13 protein-coding genes and 1 tRNA gene are annotated in these 18,696 nt (G+C 68.8%); 4 read left to right on the forward strand and 10 right to left on the reverse strand.

What is annotated here, in order from left to right:
• Positions 1–152: 152 nt before the first annotated feature.
• From B5V46_RS03840 to ggt, 8 genes are all read right to left on the reverse strand, one after another.
• On the reverse strand, positions 153–1,088 hold the full coding sequence (locus tag B5V46_RS03840; protein WP_155773930.1) for a glyoxylate/hydroxypyruvate reductase A: 936 nt from the start codon (positions 1,086–1,088) through the stop codon (positions 153–155).
• The gene (gene rodA / locus B5V46_RS03845) at positions 1,085–2,230 is read right to left on the reverse strand and encodes a rod shape-determining protein RodA (RefSeq protein WP_080615357.1); all 1,146 of its coding nucleotides are present in this window, start codon (positions 2,228–2,230) and stop codon (positions 1,085–1,087) included. Before rodA ends, B5V46_RS03840 begins: the two co-directional genes overlap by 4 nt.
• Positions 2,227–4,173 (reverse strand): penicillin-binding protein 2, encoded by a 1,947-nt coding sequence (gene mrdA, locus B5V46_RS03850; protein WP_080615359.1) that lies wholly within the window; start codon positions 4,171–4,173, stop codon positions 2,227–2,229. Before mrdA ends, rodA begins: the two co-directional genes overlap by 4 nt.
• Positions 4,170–4,709, reverse strand: coding sequence for a hypothetical protein (locus B5V46_RS03855; protein ID WP_080615361.1), 540 nt, complete (start codon positions 4,707–4,709; stop codon positions 4,170–4,172). The genes mrdA and B5V46_RS03855 overlap by 4 nt, the downstream gene beginning before the upstream one ends.
• Complete coding sequence (gene mreC, locus B5V46_RS03860; protein WP_080615363.1) at positions 4,702–5,616, reverse strand: rod shape-determining protein MreC; 915 nt, start codon at positions 5,614–5,616, stop codon at positions 4,702–4,704. The genes B5V46_RS03855 and mreC overlap by 8 nt, the downstream gene beginning before the upstream one ends.
• Before the next feature lie 47 nt (positions 5,617–5,663).
• Entirely contained in the window at positions 5,664–6,701 is a 1,038-nt protein-coding gene (locus B5V46_RS03865; RefSeq protein ID WP_075786827.1) for a rod shape-determining protein, read from the reverse strand.
• Between the two features lie 251 nt (positions 6,702–6,952).
• On the reverse strand, positions 6,953–8,512 hold the full coding sequence (locus tag B5V46_RS03870) for a 2-isopropylmalate synthase (RefSeq protein WP_080615365.1): 1,560 nt from the start codon (positions 8,510–8,512) through the stop codon (positions 6,953–6,955).
• 502 nt (positions 8,513–9,014) lie between these two features.
• On the reverse strand, positions 9,015–10,808 hold the full coding sequence (gene ggt, locus B5V46_RS03875; protein ID WP_080617939.1) for a gamma-glutamyltransferase: 1,794 nt from the start codon (positions 10,806–10,808) through the stop codon (positions 9,015–9,017).
• Positions 10,809–11,802: 994 nt separating this feature from the next.
• On the opposite strand from ggt, the gene B5V46_RS03880 reads away from it, so the two are divergent.
• The 4 genes from B5V46_RS03880 to cobD all read left to right on the forward strand — a co-directional run bounded on the left by B5V46_RS03880 (position 11,803) and on the right by cobD (position 15,409).
• Positions 11,803–11,879 (forward strand) — tRNA-Met (locus B5V46_RS03880).
• Positions 11,880–12,629: 750 nt separating this feature from the next.
• Positions 12,630–13,493, forward strand: a complete 864-nt coding sequence (locus tag B5V46_RS03885; RefSeq protein WP_080615366.1) for a hypothetical protein — start codon at positions 12,630–12,632, stop codon at positions 13,491–13,493.
• On the forward strand, positions 13,490–14,437 hold the full coding sequence (cbiB, locus tag B5V46_RS03890) for an adenosylcobinamide-phosphate synthase CbiB (protein WP_080615368.1): 948 nt from the start codon (positions 13,490–13,492) through the stop codon (positions 14,435–14,437). The genes B5V46_RS03885 and cbiB overlap by 4 nt, the downstream gene beginning before the upstream one ends.
• A 3-nt stretch (positions 14,438–14,440) precedes the next feature.
• Entirely contained in the window at positions 14,441–15,409 is a 969-nt protein-coding gene (gene cobD / locus B5V46_RS03895) for a threonine-phosphate decarboxylase CobD (RefSeq protein ID WP_080615370.1), read from the forward strand.
• Positions 15,410–16,559: 1,150 nt separating this feature from the next.
• Here cobD and B5V46_RS03900 read toward each other — a convergent pair.
• Complete coding sequence (locus B5V46_RS03900) at positions 16,560–17,063, reverse strand: cytochrome b (RefSeq protein ID WP_080615372.1); 504 nt, start codon at positions 17,061–17,063, stop codon at positions 16,560–16,562.
• A 340-nt stretch (positions 17,064–17,403) separates the two neighbouring features.
• Positions 17,404–18,660, reverse strand: a complete 1,257-nt coding sequence (locus B5V46_RS03905) for a sorbosone dehydrogenase family protein (RefSeq protein WP_080615373.1) — start codon at positions 18,658–18,660, stop codon at positions 17,404–17,406.
• Between the last annotated feature and the right edge of the window lie 36 nt (positions 18,661–18,696).

An 18,696-nucleotide genomic window follows, 5' to 3' on the forward strand; every position in this document is an offset into this window, starting at 1 on the left:
GCTCTAGCCCGCCCGTTCTTCTTGGTTCAAATACCCCCGCCGGAGGCGCCGCGCGCGCTTCGCGCGCGGCTCGGCCCAAGGCCGGACAAGCGGGGCGCGCAAGCCCCCGCGCAAGGCCGGGGGCGGGAGCGCCCGGGCCAGATCGCGTGGCCTCAATACCCGCGCGCGCGGTCGACCCGGAACAGAAGCGCCTCGCCCGCTTCCGCGCGGCGCACATTCTCGGCGATCACCCGCGATGCCGAGGCGGGGCGGGTCTCCGACGCGACATGCGGCGTGACCGTCACCCGCGGATGCTGCCAGAAGGGATGATCGGGCGGCAGCGGCTCGGTCTGGAACACGTCGAGCGTGGCATGGCCAAGCCGGCCGGCATCGAGCGCTGCCAGCACCGCCGCCTCGTCGATCAGCGCCCCCCGGCCCGGATTGAGCAGAACCGCGCCTTCGGGCAGCCAGGACAGCCGCTCGGCATCGAGCAGCCCCTCGGTTTCCGGCGTCCGGGGCAAGAGCAGCACGAGGATCTCGGCCGCCTCCAACACCGGGCGCAGCCCGTCCGTACCGTGACGGCACTCGATCCCGGGCAGTGCGCGGGGCGTCCGGCTCCAGCCCAGCACCCGGAACCGGAGCGCGGCCAGCGCCCGGGCCGAGACCCAGCCCAGCTCGCCCAGCCCCAGCACCGCGACCGTCCGGTCGCGCGCCAGGGGCGGCACGCGCTGGTCCCAATGCGGCCCGGTCGCGCAAATGTAGCGATCAAGCCCCAGATGATGGCGCAGAACCTGCCCCGTCACCCATTCGACCATGCCTTCCTCGAGGCCCGCATCGACCATCCGGCAAAGCGGCTGGGTCAGGGTCGGGTTTCCGGTCACGGTCTCGACACCGGCCCAGAGGCTCAGCACCGCCTTTGCCCGGGTGAAGGGGCTGAAATCCGACAGTCCGCCCCGGGGCGCGAAGACCACATAGTCTATCTCGTCCGGCGCCTCGGTCGCGGTCGTGATCTCGGCCGCAATGCCCGCTTCCGCGAGGGCCTGCCTCAGCGGAGTGCGATACTCCTCCCAGAGTGCGGTCGGTGCCGAGAACAGGATCCTGAGCATCAGCGCCCCCGCGGCCGGTGGATATGCGCGCTCTGCACCAGCCCGAAGGCCGCCAGCAGCACCAGCATCGCCGAGCCGCCATAGGAGACCAGCGGCAAGGGCACCCCCACGACCGGAGCGAGCCCCATCACCATCGACATGTTGACGGCGAAGAACAGGAAGAAGGTCGCCGCGATCCCCAGCGTCAGCAGCGACGAGAAGCGGTCCTTGTTCTGCATCGCCGACGAGATGCAGAAGACGATGATCAGCACGTAAAGCGCCAGCAGGGACATCCCGCCGATGAAGCCGAACTCCTCGGCGAGGGTGGTGAAGATGAAGTCGGTATGCTTCTCGGGCAGGAAGTTCAGCCGCGACTGGGTCCCCTGCATGAAGCCCCGGCCCGCCCAGCCGCCCGAGCCGAGCGCGATCTTCGACTGGGTGATGTGATAGCCCGCGCCCAGCGGGTCGGTCGAGGGATCGAGGAAGGTGTCGATGCGGCGGAACTGGTAATCCTTCAGCAATTGCCAGGGCGTGCCGCGGCTGGCGAAGACTGCAGTGACAAGCCCGGCGCCCGCGGCGATCACCGCCGCGAAATAGGCCCAGTGCACGCCCGCGAGAAACATGATGATGCCGCCCCCCGCGGTCAGCAGCAATGCCGTGCCGAGATCGGGCTGCTTGAGCACCAGCGCCGTCGGCAGCAGGATCAGCAGAACCGGCAGCAGGACGAATTGCGGCTTCGAGACATGGCGGATGTCGAGCCAGTCGTAATAGGCCGCCAGCATCATCACCAATGTGATCTTCGACAGTTCCGAGGGTTGCAGCCGGACCACGCCGAGATCGATCCAGCGTTGCGCGCCCATCCCCACGGAGCCGAAGAAATCGACGGCGATGAGCAGCATGACCGAGATCCCGTAGGCCAGCGCCGCCATGTTGCGCCAGAACCAGATCGGCACGAAGGCGACGGCGAACATCACCGCCATCCCGAGCGCAAAGCGCTTCATCTGCGGGTCGGCCCAGGGTTCGAGCCGGCCGCCCGCCACCGAATAGAGCATCATGAAGCCGATCCCGGCCACGGCAGTCAGAAGCAGGACCAGCGCCCAGTTGACGTAAAGCACCTTCGACAGGCCGGTCGGCACGCGTTTGACGTTATATTCGAGATAGCTCATGCCCGTCCCTTTCCGCCCGAGGACCGCGACCCGGGATCGTGCAGCGGCAGATCGCGCAGCCGTCGCTCGGCCTCCCAGCGGTCGCTTTCGGGATAGGCATCGCCCGGCGGCACCCTGCCATAAAGCGCGCGCAGCGTGATGTCGCGGGCGATGGGCGCGGCGGCGGTCGAGCCGCCGCCACCATGCTCGACCACGACCGCGACCGCGACCCTGGGCGCCTCCACCGGCGCGAAGGCCACGAACAGCGCATGGTCGCGCCGCTCCCAGGGCAGGTCCTCGTTGCGAAAGACCCCCGCGGCGCGTTCGGCGGCAGTGATGTTGCGTACCTGGCTGGTGCCGGTCTTGCCCGCAATCGCCATGCCTTCGGCCACCACCCGCGACCGCCGGCCGGTGCCGCGGCGCGAATTGACCACCGCGTCCATGCCGTTGCGGATCCGGGCTAGGTTGACCGGCTTGATGTCGAGCGGCGCCCCCGCGCCCGAGGGCTGTTCGACCCCGTCGACCGAGCGCAGAAGCCGCGGCGTGACCGCGCGTCCGGTGGCGACCCGCGCGGACATCACCGCAAGCTGCAGCGGCGTCGCCAGCACGTAGCCCTGGCCGATCGAGGCGTTCAGCGTGTCGCCGACCTGCCAGTCCTGACCGTAGCGGGCGCGTTTCCAGGCGCGGTCCGGCGCCAGGCCTTCGCCCACGGCCGAGAGCGGCAGATCGTGATGCACGCCAAGCCCCAGCTTGCGGGCCATCGCCGCGATATTGTCGATCCCGACGCGCTGGCCGATGTCATAGTAATAGACGTCGCAGGATTGCTGCAGGCTTTCCATGAGGTTGACATGACCATGCCCGCCCCGGCGCCAGCAATGGAACCGTCTGCCGCCGAGTTTCAGGAAGCCCGGGCACCAGACGGTTTCCTCGGGGGTGATGACCCCGGCTTCCAGCGCCGCCAGCGCAGTCACCAGCTTGAAGGTCGAGCCCGGCGGGTAGGCGCCCTGCACTGCCTTGTTCGAGAGCGGCCGGAACGGGGTTTCGGTCAGTGCCCTGTAATCGGCGACCGAGATGCCCCGGACGAACTTGTTGGGATCGAAGCTGGGCGAAGAGGCGATGCCCAGCAGGTCGCCATGCTGCAGGTCGAGGACCACGGCCGCCGCACTTTCCTCGCCAAGCCGCGCCTGCATGAAGTTCTGGAGACCGGCATCGATGGTCAGTTGCAGGTCCGATCCGGGCTGGCCGTCGATCCGGTCGAGCTCGCGGATCACCCGGCCCGCGGCATTGACCTCTATCCGGCGGGTGCCGGCCTTGCCGCGCAACAGCTCCTCTTCTCTGGCCTCGACCCCGGTCTTGCCGATCTGGAAGCGCGGGATCTGCAGCAGCGGGTCGGGATCCTCGAGCTTCGACAGGTCATAGTCCGATACCGGGCCCACATAGCCCACGATATGGGCGAAATCCGGCCCCATCGGATAATGCCGCGACTGCCCGACCTCGGGGGAGATGCCGGGCAGCACGGGCGCGTTCACCGCGACGCTTGCCACCTCTTCCCAGCGCATCCGGTCGGCGATGGTCACCGGCACGAAGGGGCTGTGGCGGAGTATCTCCTTCATCGCGCGTTCGACCGTTTCCTCGTCGAGCTGCACCAGCCGGGTCAGCCGCGCCAGCGCCTGTTCCGGGTCGCCCGCATCCTCGCGCACGATGACGATCCGGTAATTCTGCTCGTTCTCGGCGATCACATGGCCCTGGCGGTCATAGAGGATGCCGCGCGCGGGCGGGATCAGGCGGATGTTGATCCGGTTCTCTTCGGCCAGCATGCGGAATTCGGCCGCCTGGGTCACCTGAAGCTGCCGCATCCGGAGCGCCAGAACCCCGGCAAAGAGCGCCTGCGCGCCGCCCAGGATCAGCGCGCGGCGGCCGATCCGGCGGCTGCTTTCCTCGGCTTCCCGTTGCGATCGCTTCATCTTCCGAGCCCCCTCGGGTCAAGATCGCCCGGCGTCACCCGGCGGACCCCCAATGCATAGCGTGATACCAGGGCGACCAGCGGATAGGCCAGCGCCGTGGCCAGCGCCAGGAACATCAGCCGTCCGAAATCGGCCTCGGGCACCGAGAACAGGGCCAGCACCACCCCTTCGGTCAGAAAGATCGCGAAGATCGTGCCCGCGGTCACCAGCCATTCCGGTCCGAAGGCGGTTTCGACCGAGACCTGCTGGCGCCCGCGCAGGAATTCCGAGCCGACCAGCACTAGGGCCGTCATCAGCCCGGGCGGCCGCATCAGCAGCATGTCGAGCATCAGGAAGACGCCCGCGATCAGCCACGGGGGCAGGTAATCGGGCCGGCGCTGCAGCCAGGCCAGCGTCAGGCACAGCATCCAGTCGGGGGCGGGCAGGCGGCCAGGCCGGGCTTCGAGCGGCAGGATCAGCACGAACACCGTCATGACCGCAATTCCGAGAAAGACCAGCCGGTAGACCCAGCGGTCGAGGGTGGTCGGGTCAACCATTGCCGGGATCTCCGCCGGGATCGGTCGCCGTGGTGGGGCCGGGGTCGGGGGCGGGGATCACCAGCGCGCCAGGGTCGCTGATCCTCTCATTGGCATGGCTTCTGAGCACCCGCAGGAATTCGAGCCGGTCATATTCGGCCGCAAGCCGCACCCGGAGCCGCTGGTCGCGGCCGAGCGCGAGATGGCCGACCAGAAGACCGGCCGGAAACACGCCGCCATCGCCCGAGGAGACCACCCGGTCGCCAGGGCGCACCAAGGCGGGGTCCTCGACAAAATCAAGGACGGGGGCCGCGGAATTGTCGCCCGACAGCACCGCGCGCTGACCCGAGGGCTGGATCGTCACCGGCAGCCGGCTGTTGGAATCGGTCAGCAGGATCACACGCGCCGTGGTCTTGCCCACGCCCGAGACCCGGCCGACCAGGCCAAGCCCGTCGGTGGTGGCCCAGCCGTCGATGATGCCGTCGCGGGCGCCCACGTTCAGCAGGACCGATTGCCGGAACGGCGAGCCGCTATCGGCCATCACAACACCCGTCACATAGGTCAGGCTGGGGTCGAGCCGCACATTGTTCAGATCCAGAAGCTTGGCGTTTTCCTGCTCGAGCTGCAGGGCGGCCTCTTTCCAGGCCTTCATCTGGCGCAGCTCCCGGCGCAGCTCCTGGTTCTGTTCGGCGAGGCGGGCATAGGACTGGAACCCCTCGACCAGCTCGGCGCCCCTTGTGATCGGCGCCATCGCCCATTCGAAGCCGGGCACGACCCGGTCGATCAGCGCGGCGCGCATCCGTTCGACCCTGGGGCTGTCAATGCGCCAGAGCACGAACAATGCGACCAGCACGAAGACCGTCCCGCCGATCAGGATGCGGCGGATCGGTCGGGCATAGTCGATCTGGGCGTTGCGATCTGCGGCCAAGTCTGCCTCGCTTGCGGCGCGCGGGGCCTGCCCGGGTCAGGCCGGGCTCAGCTTTCGTAATCTATCACATGCCGAAGCTGTTTTTCGTATTCCAGTGCCTTGCCGGTGCCGAGCGCCACACAATTGAGTGACTCGTCGGCGACCGAAATGCCAAGCCCCGTCTGTTCGCGCAGCGCGAGGTCGAGCTCGCCCAGAAGCGCGCCGCCGCCCGTCAGCATCACGCCGCGGTCGACGATATCGGCAGCCAGATCGGGCGGCGTGGCCTCGAGCGCGGTCATCACCGCCTCGCAGATCTGCTGCACGGGTTCGGCCAGCGCCTCGGCGATCTGGGCCTGGTTGATCTCGATTTCCTTCGGCACCCCGTTCAGGAGGTCGCGGCCGCGGATATGCATGACCGCGCCGCGCCCGTCATCGGGCATCCGCGCCGAGCCGATCGAGGTCTTGATGCGTTCGGCCGTGGCCTCGCCGATCAGGATGTTCTGCTGGCGGCGCAGGTAGTTGATGATGCCGTCATCCATCCGGTCGCCGCCGACGCGCACCGAGCGCGCATAGACGATGTCGCCCAGGGACAGGACCGCGACCTCGGTCGTGCCGCCGCCGATATCGACCACCATCGACCCGGTCGGGTCGGTGATCGGCATGCCGGCACCGATGGCCGCGGCGATGGGTTCGGCGATCAGCCCGGCGCGGCGGGCGCCCGCCGACAGCACCGACTGGCGGATCGCGCGCTTCTCGACCGGGGTCGCGCCATGGGGCACGCAGACGATGATCTTGGGCTTGGTGAAGGTGGTGCGCTTGTGGACCTTGCGGATGAAATACTTGATCATCTCCTCGGCCACGTCGAAATCGGCGATCACGCCTTCGCGCATCGGCCGGATCGCCTCGATCGAGCCGGGCGTCCGGCCCAGCATCAGCTTGGCATCCTCGCCGACGGCCAGCACCTGCTTGCGCCCGTCCTTGACGTGGAAGGCCACCACCGAGGGCTCGTTGAGGATGATGCCGCGTCCCTTGACATAGACGAGCGTGTTCGCCGTGCCGAGGTCGATCGCCATGTCCGACGAGAACAATCCGCCAAATCCTGCCATGTCGTGGGGTCCCGCAATTGAAGTCAGGGTCCGCGATTCAGACATCGGGACCGGCCCACGTTATAGGCGGTCGGCGGCGGCGCGGTAAAGGGCGCATTCTTCTGGCTGGAAGCGTATTTCCGCCGCTTTCACTAATCGAACATTTGATACCCGCAGCTTGGCGATATCATCGATTCCGAATTGCATTTTTACGATATCGTCCTGTCCGGGCGGCGGCCAGTGGCCAACCGCCCGGACAGTCGGGCCGCAGATCAGATCGCGGCCAGGTTCTCTTCGGGCCTGGTCTTCTCGCGCCGGACCATCAGCCGATTCAGGGCGTTCACATAGGCCTTGGCGCTGGCCACCACGGTATCGGTGTCCGAGGCCTGGCCGGTCGCGATCTTGCCGTCTTCCGACAGCCGCACGCTGACCGTGGCCTGGGCATCGGTGCCGCCGGTGACGGCATGGACCTGGTACAGCTCCAGATGCGCGTCATGCTCGACCAGCTTCTTCACCGCGGCGAAGGTGGCGTCGACGGGCCCGTCGCCCTGCGCCGTCACCCGGTGCTCGACCCCGTCGAGGGCGAGGATCAGGTCGGCCGATTGCGGCGCCTCGGTGCCGCAGATCACCCGCAGGAACTTGACCTGGATGCGGTCATGCTCTGCATCGAGATCGCTGTCGCGCATCAGTGCCAGCAGGTCGTCGTCATAGACTTCCTTCTTGCGGTCGGCGAGCGCCTTGAACCGCACGAAGACGTCCTTCAGCTGGTTGTCGCCCAGATCGAAGCCCAGCTCCTTCATCTTCGAGCGCAGCGCGGCGCGGCCCGAATGCTTGCCCATCACCAGGTTCGTGGCATTGAGCCCGATATCAGCGGGGCGCATGATCTCGAAGGTCTCGGCATTCTTCAAAACGCCATCCTGGTGGATGCCGGATTCATGCGCGAAGGCGTTCTTGCCGACGATGGCCTTGTTGAACTGCACCGGAAAGCCCGAGACGGTGGCGACCTTGCGGCTCAGCCCCATGATCCGGGTGGTGTCGATGCCGGTCCGGAAGGGCATGATGTCGTTGCGCACCTTCAGCGCCATCACCACCTCTTCGAGCGCAGTATTGCCAGCGCGTTCGCCAAGCCCGTTGATGGTGCATTCGATCTGCCTCGCACCGGCCTCGACTGCCGCCAGCGCGTTCGCCGTCGCCATGCCCAGATCGTTGTGGCAATGCGTCGCGAAGACGATCTCGTCGGCGCCGGGCACGCGTTCCAGCAGCATCTCGATCAGCTTGGCGCTTTCGCGGGGCGCGGTATAGCCCACCGTGTCGGGAATGTTGATGGTTGTGGCGCCCGCCCTGATCGCGGTCTCGACCACGCGGCAGAGGTAGTCATGCTCGGTCCGGGTCGCATCCATCGGCGACCATTGCACGTCGTCGCAGAGATTGCGGGCATGGGCCACGGTCGCCTCGATCCGCTCGACCATCTCGTCCTGCGTCAGCGCGGTGATGTCGCGATGCAGGGGCGATGTGCCGATGAAGGTGTGGATGCGCGGCCGGGCGGCATGCCGGACGGCGTCCCAGGCGCGGTCGATATCGGGGAACTGGGCGCGGGCCAGCCCGCAGATCACCGCGTTCTTCGACAGTTTGGCGATGTCGCTGACCGCCTCGAAATCGCCTTCCGAGGCGATCGGGAAGCCGGCCTCGATGATGTCGACGCCCATCTCGTCGAGCATCGCCGCGATTTCCAGTTTCTCGTCATGGGTCATGGTGGCGCCGGGGCTTTGCTCGCCGTCGCGCAGGGTGGTGTCGAATATCAGGACGCGGTCCTGGTGCGAATTCTCGCTCATGACAGATTCTCTCTCTTCTTTAGCCTTGGGGAATGCGGCGCGAAAAATACCCTCTGAGCGGTCGCGCCTTCTCGGCACGCTCAGAGGCGGCTAAGGAGAAGAAGAAGGCCGAGGGACAGCGCGCGCGCAGGCTGCGCGGCAAAGGATGTGATATGTCCGTGGCGTTCCATGGCACAGAGTATAAGCGGCGCGGCCGGGCAGGAAAAGAGGCTTTCGCATTTCGCTCTGCGCGATGTGGCTGCCGCCCGGGGCGGGGCGCCGTTCGCGAAGGATCGCAGCGGGACCCGGTCGCAGGCGCCTCAGCTGATGCCGCGGACCCTGTCTGACAGGCGGGCATCTTGTGGGGGCTCGGCCATGCCCAGGCTTTGGCGCGCCTTTGCAACCTCTCTCCGAAGCGATGCAGCGCGCGACGCTTCCCGAAGGGGGGCACTTTGCGGCCTGGCCCCTTGCGGCTTTCCTCGGGCGGCCCGGCAAAGGCCCCCGCACAATCCCGGTGCCTGTCTCAGCGGCCGAGCGCGATGCCCTCGCGGCGCGGATCGGCGCCGCCCTGCAGCCCGTCCCTGACCGAGATCGCATGCAGCCCCGAATTGAGCTCGCGCGCCCCGACCTCGAAGCCGAGGGCTGTCAGCGGCTCGGCAAGACCCTCGGCCGATGTGCCCGCTTCCAGATCGTAGGCGCCGAAGCGGTTCACGAGATGCGGCATCGCCACCGCCTGCTGCACATCCATCCCCCAGTCCAGATGCGCCAGGATGGCCTGCGCGACATAGCCGATGATCCGGCTGCCGCCCGGGCTGCCGATCACCAGCGAGGGCTTGCCCTCGGTCAGCACGATGGTCGGCGCCATAGACGAGCGCGGCCGCTTGCCGGGTTCGACCCGGTTGGCGATGGGCCGGCCGTCCTCATGGGTCTGGAACGAGAAATCGGTCAGTTCGTTGTTAAGCAGAAAGCCGCGCACGAAGAGCCGAGAGCCGAATCCGTTCTCGATGGTCGTGGTCATCGACAGCGCATTGCCCTCGGCATCGACGATCGAGATATGCGAGGTCGAGGGGAACTCGATCGAGCGGTCATCGGCCCAAAGCCCGGCATGATCCCATTCGGGCCTGCCGGGGGCGGTCTCGGGCAGCGCGTCGTCGCCTTCCAGAAGTTTGGCGCGTTCGGCCAGATAGGCGGGGTCGAGCAGCCCTTTCGCGGGCACCGGTACGAAATCCGCATCGGCCATGTAGCGGCCCCGGTCGGCAAAGGCGAGCCGCGAGGCGTCGCCGATCAGCCGCCAGCTTTCGGGCGCTTCGGGACCGAGCGCCGCCAGATTGTAGGGTTCGAGCAGGCCCATGATCTGGCCCAGGGTCAGCCCGCCCGAAGAGGGCGGCCCCATCCCGCAGATCTCGTGCCCGCGATAGGGGGCGCAGACCGGGGCGCGTTCCTTCACCCGGTAAAGCGCCAGATCGATGCTCGACAGCAGCCCCGGATTGTCCTGGGCGCCGCGCACGGCCGCGACGACATCCTCGGCGATGGCGCCGGTATAGAAGGCGCGGCTGCCGTCCCGCGCGATCTGGCGCAGCGTGTCGGCATAGGCCGGGTTGACGAGCGTCGCGCCCGCGGCGATGGGTGCGCCGCCGGGGAAGAAATAGGCCTCGGTCGCGGGGTGGCGGCGCAGGCGCGCCTCATCGCCGGCGACCAGCTCTGCCAGCCGGGGCGAGACCTGAAAGCCCTTTTCGGCCAGCCGGGTGGCATCTTCGAAGAGATCGGGCCAGGCGATCCGGCCCCAGCGCCGATGCGCCTCTTCCAGCAGCATCGGCGTGCCCGGCGTTCCGACCGAGCGCCCGCCCACGACCGCGTCATAGAAGGCCAGCGGTTCGCCCTCGGGGGTCTGGAACAATTGCGGCGTCGCGGCCAGGGGCGCGGTCTCGCGCCCGTCAAGCGTGGTCAGCTCGCCGGTTTCGGCATCGTACCACAGCAAGAAGGCGCCGCCGCCAAGCCCCGAGGATTGCGGCTCGACCAGCCCCAGCACCGTCTGCACCGCGACCATGGCATCGGCGGCACTGCCGCCCCGGGCAAGGATCGCTGCGCCCGCTTCGACCGCCAGCGGATTGGCGGCGGCGACCATCCAGTCCCGGGCTTCGGTCGGGCGGCCCGCCTCGCGGCTGTCCCAGGCGGCGCGGGCCTCGGGCGAGATCCCGGCAAAGGCCTCGGCCGCGGTCGTGGAAGCGGCTTCGGGCGCGACGGCATCGGCCGCCTCCTGTGCGATGGCTGCCCCGGCAAAAGCGCAGAGCAGCAGGGCAATCGGCCAGTTCGGCATCTCGGTCTCCTCCCTCTTCGGCATATGTTCGTCCAGCCTACACGTCATGGGCGAGATGCCGAAGCGCCGGGAACCGTGACCTGACGGAAGCCTGCGGCCTTTCGCCGGTTGGCCGGGGCGCGATGCAGGACCATGCGTTTTGGGCCGCTGCCCCGACGCGTCATCGTCCGTCCTCTGCCGTTGCGGGCCGGGTCTGTCTTGTCGCCGCGGAAGGCCCCGGCCCTGAGGGGGACGCCCGCCTTGACCCGGAACAAGACCCATGCCCGTCGCCAATCGCATCGCCGCGGCGGCTTTCCCGGGCGCGCGCCGTGGGGACCGGTGACGGCTGCCTCATCCCGAAGACGCGGCCGGAGCCTTCGAAATCGCGGTTTTCGCGGCGGCGTCCGATCCTTTGCCTGCCTTTGCCGAGCGGCGCCCCCCTGCGCGACCGCGCGTCACCAACCGGGACGGCACAGGCGTGAAACGGTCGACCGGCGCTGCCTTGCGGGCGGGGGCGACGCTGGCGCACCGGGAGGGTGCTGGCGCGGGCCCGAAGGCACGCAGCGCGTGTCGTTTGCGGTGACCGGGCCCAAAGCGCGCCTCCGGGCGGCCCGTGGCCTATCCATGTCGGGCCCAGGGCATTCAGGCCGGGGCCTGCCCGGAGCGGTGCCGACCCGGTCCATGGGCATGCTGCCGGTGCGGACCCGTCGCTCTCGCTCTCCTGCCCGACCATGACGATTTCCGGCGTCACGCCCTTCTTCGGGCGAGGGGCGTCGCGGACCTGCCCGGGCCGACCTTTGCCGTCCGGAGGCGCTGACAGCCTCCGGCCCGCCCCGGAGCGGCATGCTTGTCATTGCAGGCTTCTCCCGGCGCCCGGCGGTGTCCTAACCGGGCCGCAGCAACAGCCGCACCGCGAAGAATCCGCCCGGCCGGAATGACGCGGCTCGCGGCCCGGATTTCCTTCGAATTTTCTCTTGACGCCCCCGGCCGCCTCCCTTACTCAGCGCGCACTCTTGGCGGAGTAGCTCAGTTGGTTAGAGCAGAGGAATCATAATCCTTGTGTCGGGGGTTCAAATCCCTCCTCCGCTACCATTTCCAACGCATCGTTTCTAGCGCGCCGGTTTCCGGCGTTTACACCGCCTTGCGGGGTATCGTTCCGACGTCGCGCGGCGCCCGGACAGGGTCATATCCGGAGCGGCTCTTCGCATTTTCGATGTCAGAAAGCGTCTTTCGGTCAGAGCGCTTGAGGTCGATTCCCTCCGTTCCTGTCTGTTCAATGCGCAGCGAAGGTGAGGGCCGCCTGATCCCGTCCTGGTCATAGTCGCCATGCCCGGATGCAACCTCAGGGCGACAAATCCGGGGTTTCCGACCGCGTCTTGATATAGTGTCGCCTGTCTTTCGCCTCTTCTCCCGGGCGACCCGACTTGATCGCTTCGCAAAGGGGGTGTCGTCGAACCGGGCCGTCATGCCGATGGCGCAAGGGGGCGACAGGCGGTCGATCCGATCTGTCGGTGTCTCAACCGAAATGCCTCTGACCGATGACGACAAAAACCCATCCGCGCTCGGAACTCGGCGCCCCGGTCGGTGAGGTCACAGGGTGGGTGCGCCGGGGCCCGGAGCCTGTTCGGACAGACCGCGCGGAGGAATGCGCGCGCTCGGACATTCGGGGGCAATCGCGAAGGCCGATTAGTCCGACGGGCAGGCCGATGGCAGATCCGGGCGATGCTCCGGTCTTCCGGGCCGGTTTCGCGGCCGCGACAGGGGTGACGGTGACGTCCTGCCGTTGCATCCCCTCTCAGGGAATGCCATTGCGAGGGTCGGTCCTGCCTCGCGGATGTTTCGATGCCCGTTTGCCTGTCCTCTGCCTCTGTCCGGCGTCCCGCCGCCAACATTCGCCGCAGCGCCCGTGTTGCCGGGCATTTCGGTGAATTCCTGCAGGGGCGGCTGGGGGCCGGGGGGCCGCTGGCCTTGGTGACGGTGCCCTGTCCGGCGCTGGAGTTGCGCGCGGTCCGGCTGCCCGGGCGCATGCCGGGGCTCTGGCAGGGGGGGCGCCCCGTCCTGAGCCGGGCGCAGCTCATGACACTTGCAGCCCGTCTCGGGACCGGGCCCGGCAGGCTTCGCCTTCGCGCGGGCATGCCGCCCGGCGGCGGGGCCGGGGCCTCGACCGCAGCGTTGCTGGCAACGATCCGCTGCCTCGCCCCGCATGCGCTTTCGGCCGGAGAGGAAGCCGCTCTGTGCCTCGCGCTGGAAGGCGCGACAGATCCGCTGATGTATCCCGCGCCCGGGCGCCTGCTCTGGGCGCCGCGCGCGGCACGGGTGCTGGGTCGGCTGCCGCCGGAACCCGCTTTCGAGGTGGTGGGCGGGTTTTGCGGCGGGGGCCGGCGGACCGATCCGGCCGATACCGCCTTTGCCGACATCACGGATCTGGTCGAGGCCTGGCGGGTCACGCCCGATCCGGCCGGGCGGGCGCGGCTGGCCTCTGAAAGTGCGCGTCGCTGCCATGCCCTGCGCGGTGGTCCCGACCCGGCACCGCTGCTGGATCTGGGCCGGCGCCTCGGCGCGCTGGGAGTGGTCGCGGCCCATACCGGCACCGCGCAGGGGCTTCTGTTCGCGCCGGGCACGGCCCCGTCCGGATCCGAGGCGGCGCTGCGCGCGGCCGGGCTCGGGCAGGTGCTTCGGTTCCGGACCGGCGGAGGCAGGCGATGAGCGCGGCGGCCATGCTGGTGGCGCTGGCCATCGAGGCGGCGATGGGCTGGCCCGACCGGCTTCATGCCCGGATCGGCCATCCGGTGACCTGGATCGGGGCGCTGATCGCTGCGCTCGAGGTGCGGATGAACCGGCCCGGCGACGCGCCCGCGACCCGCAGGCGGAGGGGCGCGCTTGCGGTCGCGCTCACGCTGCTGGCGGCGGTGCTGCCGGCCTGCGCGCTGGCCTTTATCCTGCCGGGCGGCTGGGCGGGTGCCGTGCTGACCGGCATCCTGGCCGCGCCGCTGGTGGCCTCGCGCAGCCTTTTCGACCATGTGGCCCGGGTCGCAAGGCCGCTGGCGGCGGGCGATATCGCGAGCGCGCGCGCGGCGGTCTCGATGATCGTCGGGCGCGATCCGGCGCAGCTCGACCGGGCCGGGCTGGCGCGGGCGGCGCTTGAAAGCCTGGCCGAGAATGCCTCGGACGGGGTCGTGGCGCCGGTCTTCTGGGGCGTTCTGCTGGGGCTGCCGGGGATCGCGGGCTACAAGGCGGTGAACACGCTCGACAGCATGATCGGGCATCGCAACGCGCGCTACGAGGATTTCGGCCGGGTGGCGGCGCGGCTTGACGATCTGGTCAATCTTCTGCCCGCGCGGCTGACAGGTGGGCTGTTCTGCCTCGCGGCCGGGCATCCGGTCCGGGCGGCGAAGACGATGATGCGGGATGCGGGCGCGCATCGTTCGCCCAATGCCGGCTGGCCCGAGGCTGCGATGGCGGGCGGGCTCGGCCTGCGGCTGTCGGGGCCGCGGGTCTATGGCGATCGGGTCAGCGACGAGCCCTGGCTGAACGCGGATGCGCCCGACCCGGGGCCGGGCGATCTGTGGCGGGGGCTCTGGCTCTATGTCAGGGCGATGGCGGGGCTGGCGCTGGGGCTGGCGGCGCTGGTCTGGAGTTTCGGAGGGTAAGGCATGGTGAACGGGCGCGATCATGGGGGCGATCTTTCCGGGGCGATGGCACGTTTCGGCGGCTCGCCCGGCGACTGGATCGACCTCTCGACCGGGATCAACCGGGTGCCCTATCCCGCGCCGCCCGCCTCGGCTGCGGCGCTGTGCGAGTTGCCGGGCCGGGCCGCGATCGAGCGCCTCTGTGCCGCGGCGCAGAGCGCCTATGGCACGGTCTGGCCCTTGTTGCCGCTGGCGGGGGCGCAGGCGGCGATCCAGCTGCTGCCGGTGCTGGCGCCCAGGGGCGCGGTGCGGGTGCTGGGGCCGACCTATAACGAATATGGCGGCGCTTTCGAGGCGGTGGGCCGTGCGGTCGAGACCGTTGCCGGGGCCGAGGCGCTCGCGGGGGCGGCGCTGGCGGTGATCGTGAATCCCAACAATCCCGACGGGCGGCGATTCTCGCCCGGGACGCTGCATGACATTGCCGCCACCGTCGGGGTTCTGGTCGTCGACGAGAGCTTCGCCGATCCGCATCCCGAGCTGTCGCTGCTGCCCGGCGCCTGCCCCGGGAATGTGCTGGTGCTGCGCTCTTTCGGCAAGTTCTACGGGCTTGCGGGGCTCCGGCTCGGCTTTGCGCTGGGGCCGGAGGCGCTGATCGGGCGGCTGGCGGGCCGGGCCGGACCCTGGGCGGTCTCGGGACCGGCGCTCGAGGCGGGCGCGCTGGCCCTGGCCGATGCGGGCTGGCAAGCGCAAAGCCGGGCGCGTCTGAGTGCCGAGACGGCCCGCGCCGACGGGCTGGCCGAAGCGGCGGGCTGGCGGCCGCTGGGCGGAACGGCGCTGTTTCGGCTCTACGAGACGGAGGATGCGGCCGAGGCCCAGGCCCGGCTGGCCCGGTCATGGATCTGGTCGCGGATCTTTCCCTATTCTTCGGGCTGGCTGCGTCTCGGGCTGCCGGGCTCTGACGCCGAATGGGACCGGCTCGAGGAGGTTCTCTAGCTGGTTGATCCCATGGCTTGACCGGAGATCCGGTCGCCGGACGGGCCGGAGGGGTCCGACTGGCCGGACGCATGACGGATCGAATGCGTCACGGCAGTGCCACCGCCACGCGGGCCGGCAGAGCAGCACGATCGCGATGCCGCGCCGGGAATACGGAGGATCGGCAGAGGATCCAGTGACGCGTTTTTCCAAAGGACCGGCACATGGTCGCCACGTGACCAAGGGCGAGACGGCTACGGATCGTCAGACCGGATCAAGGCAACCGCGCCCGGCCGGTCGCAGCGAAGCCGGCGCCGTCATCGGGGTTGCGTCCCACCGGCACAGACTGCCGCCCCTGAAGGACGGGCGTCATGCTCTCCGGCTCCCGGTCCCGCATCCGACCCGCTCGGTGCCTGCAGCGGCACGGCTTCCCGAGACGACCGGAGACCCAAGACGACATGCCCGGACCTCTGCGAGGCAGGCATTGTCCCATCGGCGTCTGTCACATGGAACGAGCCTTGTCGCGGCATTGGTCCGGGCGAGACTGGCGACTTGCCGAGAGCAGGCGTCGGCCAGGGTCTTGGGACCGATGGCGGCACCATGGCGAACCTCTTCGGGTGATCTCCGGGAGCGTGGTATCGCTTTCGATGGCCATCGGGGGGCTTGGAAGGGCTGCCGATCCAGGCTGAACCGGAGGAGCCTCCCCGATGAGCGCCCCGGTCACGGACCTGCCTGCGCCGTTGGAGCGGAGGCCGGGAATGGAGGCTCCGGCATGCCAGACAGAGACGCCTGAAACGCTCGTGCCAGTTTGCGATGATCTGGCTCTGGGCCTGCCTGCCGCGCAGAGCGACAGACCGGCTCGGCGCGGCTGGATGACCATGGCCCGTCGCGAGCGCCAACATCGCCCGAAATCCTGTATGATCCGCTGTCGATTTGTCGCTCCCCCCAGCAAGGGGGGCAGCGCCCGTTGCGCATCGGGACAGGGCATCGGGACGGGGCTTCGGCTAAGGAAAGCCTCGGTTTTCGATCTTGAAACAGGCCTCAGCCGGTCTGGGTATCCCCTGACTGCAGACAGGCCCGGGCGGAGGGGCATGGCCCGCGGGCAGATCGGGCCGCAGACCGCGCCTCCCGGCCGGTCAGGGAGAGGTCGGCACGGGAGGCGCGTTCCGGCTCACATCATCCGGCTCAGGATGTTGCTTCTCCACCGGAACTGGTGCAGCGCGACAGCCGCGACATGGATCGCGATCAGCGCGATCAGCAGGGTGGCGGCGGCCTCGTGGATCTCGGCCGCGTTGCCCGATTGCCGGAACCAGGCCACCGCGCCGGCCACCGGCATCGCCAGCAGCATCAGGTAGAAGGCGGCATGGCTCAGGCGTGCCAGCGTCGCAGCCCAGCCCGGTTCGGCGGCGGGCAGGGCGGGCACCCCCTCGTCGCGGCGCAGCTTGAGCCGCCAGACCATCAGGGCGAGGATCGCGAAGCCGAACAGGATATGGCCGGTGGCGGCGGGCGAATAGACCCAGTCCCCGGTTCTCATGCCGCGGCCGAAATCGCGGCCGATGGCGTCGAAGACAAGAAACTGGGCGGCGACCAGCACGACCACGGCCCAATGGACGAGTTTCTGCCGGAAGGAATAGGTTTCGGTGGTTGCGGGGGGGCTGGCTTTGGTATCGGACATTTCCGTCTCCTTGCTGGCTCGGGCGCGTTCAGGGCGCCGGGACGGAGCGCAGACTGCGCCTGCCCCGGGGTGGGGACAACGCAATTCATTGTGTGCAATCAGGGCCTTGGTTCTTCAGCTCCCGGTCAGTTTGAGGGCCTAGCATGCCCCGTTTCATCATCCGGGGGGCAGCCTGTCCGGCGATCCCGGGCCCAGGCGCAGCAGAGCGCCCGGCGCGGGCCCGGATCCGCGGGCGGTGGGCGGCTTCGGTCAGGCCCGCCGGGCCGTGACGGCCAGGATCCGCGTGCCTTCAGGGCCGGGTCAGCCGCTCTGCCTTTGCGCCCCGGCGGGAAGGGGTGGCTCACATCCCGTCATACCAGATCCGGTAGAGCGCGCCCGCCAGGTCATCCGAGACCAGCAGCGAGCCGTCGTGAAGCTGGGCCACATCGACCGGACGGCCCAGATATTCGCCATTGGCGTCGATCCAGCCCTCGGCGAAGGGCTCGGTGCGGGCGCTGCCATCCCCGGCGATGCGCGTCACCATGACCCGCGCGCCGATCGGCTCGGTCCGGTTCCAGGACCCGTGCTGGGCCGAGAAGATCGCGCCGCGATACTCTTCGGGGAACATGTCGCCGGTATAGAAGGTCATGCCCAGATCGGCGGCATGGGCGACCGTCTCGACCGCGGGCATCACCACCTCATGGGGCACCTCCTCGCCCGCATAGGCATCGGTGCGCACATCGCCCCCACCATACCACGGAAAGCCGAAATGCTGGCCCATCCGGGTCTGGTGGTTGATCTCGCCCGGCGGGATGTCGTCGCCCATACCGTCGACCTGATTGTCGGTGAACCACAGATCGCCCGTCGCCGGGTCGAAATCATGCCCGACGGAATTGCGGATGCCATGGGTATAGACCTCGCGCCCGGTGCCGTCGGTATTCATCCGGATGATGCCGCCGATCCCCAGTTCACGGTAAAGCTCAAGCTTGTCCCTTGGCGCGACATTGAAGGGCTGGCCGAGCGAGATATAGATCCTGCCATCCGGGCCGATCCTGCAGACCCGCGCGCTGTGGTTGTAGCTTTCCTCTCCGGGCGGGATCAGCGCGCCCTGCGGCACCAGGCTGAAGGCCGCCACATCGGGGCTTTCGTAGAAGAACTCGGCGGCCGGAAACAGCAGCACGCGGTTCTGCTCGGCTACATAAAGGAAGCCGTCCTTCGAGAAGCAGGGTCCGTTCGGAATGGCAAATGTCAGCGAGGGCGCGAAATCCTTCACCTCGTCGGCGACGCGGTCCTTGTTGCGGTCGGTCACCGCCCAGACCTTGTCCTTGCGGGTGCCGACGAAGGTGGCGATGCCCTGCGGTCCGACCGCCATGTGCCGTGCATCGGGCACCACGGCGTAAAGCCCGATCCGGAAGCCATCGGGCAGCGTGATCCGCTCGAGCGTGCGGCGGATCCCGTCGGCATAGGGGTCGTCCTGCTCGACATAGGTGAAATCTGTGGTGCCGGTCGTGCGGAAATTACCGAGCTTTTCCAGATTGTCGGGCACATCCGTCGATTGCGCGAGGATGGGCAGCGCAAGGGCGAGCCATGCGGCCGCGCCGGTCAAGGTGGTCTTCATCTCTCCTCCCTCCAGGGCACTCTCCCCGTTTGCGGC

The sequence above is a fragment of the Rhodovulum sp. MB263 genome, assembly GCF_002073975.1.
Taxonomy (GTDB): Bacteria; Pseudomonadota; Alphaproteobacteria; order Rhodobacterales; family Rhodobacteraceae; genus Rhodovulum.

Excerpts from the sequence above, each read along its gene's own strand:
- rodA (WP_080615357.1), bottom strand. The coding sequence starts at position 2,230 with ATGAGCTATCTCGAATATAACGTCAAACGCGTGCCGACCGGCCTGTCG.
- mrdA (WP_080615359.1), bottom strand. The coding sequence starts at position 4,173 with ATGAAGCGATCGCAACGGGAAGCCGAGGAAAGCAGCCGCCGGATCGGC.
- B5V46_RS03855 (WP_080615361.1), bottom strand. The coding sequence starts at position 4,709 with ATGGTTGACCCGACCACCCTCGACCGCTGGGTCTACCGGCTGGTCTTT.
- B5V46_RS03865 (WP_075786827.1), bottom strand. The coding sequence starts at position 6,701 with ATGGCAGGATTTGGCGGATTGTTCTCGTCGGACATGGCGATCGACCTC.
- B5V46_RS03870 (WP_080615365.1), bottom strand. The coding sequence starts at position 8,512 with ATGAGCGAGAATTCGCACCAGGACCGCGTCCTGATATTCGACACCACC.
- ggt (WP_080617939.1), bottom strand. The coding sequence starts at position 10,808 with ATGCCGAACTGGCCGATTGCCCTGCTGCTCTGCGCTTTTGCCGGGGCA.
- B5V46_RS03885 (WP_080615366.1), top strand. The coding sequence starts at position 12,630 with ATGCCCGTTTGCCTGTCCTCTGCCTCTGTCCGGCGTCCCGCCGCCAAC.
- cbiB (WP_080615368.1), top strand. The coding sequence starts at position 13,490 with ATGAGCGCGGCGGCCATGCTGGTGGCGCTGGCCATCGAGGCGGCGATG.
- cobD (WP_080615370.1), top strand. The coding sequence starts at position 14,441 with ATGGTGAACGGGCGCGATCATGGGGGCGATCTTTCCGGGGCGATGGCA.
- B5V46_RS03900 (WP_080615372.1), bottom strand. The coding sequence starts at position 17,063 with ATGTCCGATACCAAAGCCAGCCCCCCCGCAACCACCGAAACCTATTCC.
- B5V46_RS03905 (WP_080615373.1), bottom strand. The coding sequence starts at position 18,660 with ATGAAGACCACCTTGACCGGCGCGGCCGCATGGCTCGCCCTTGCGCTG.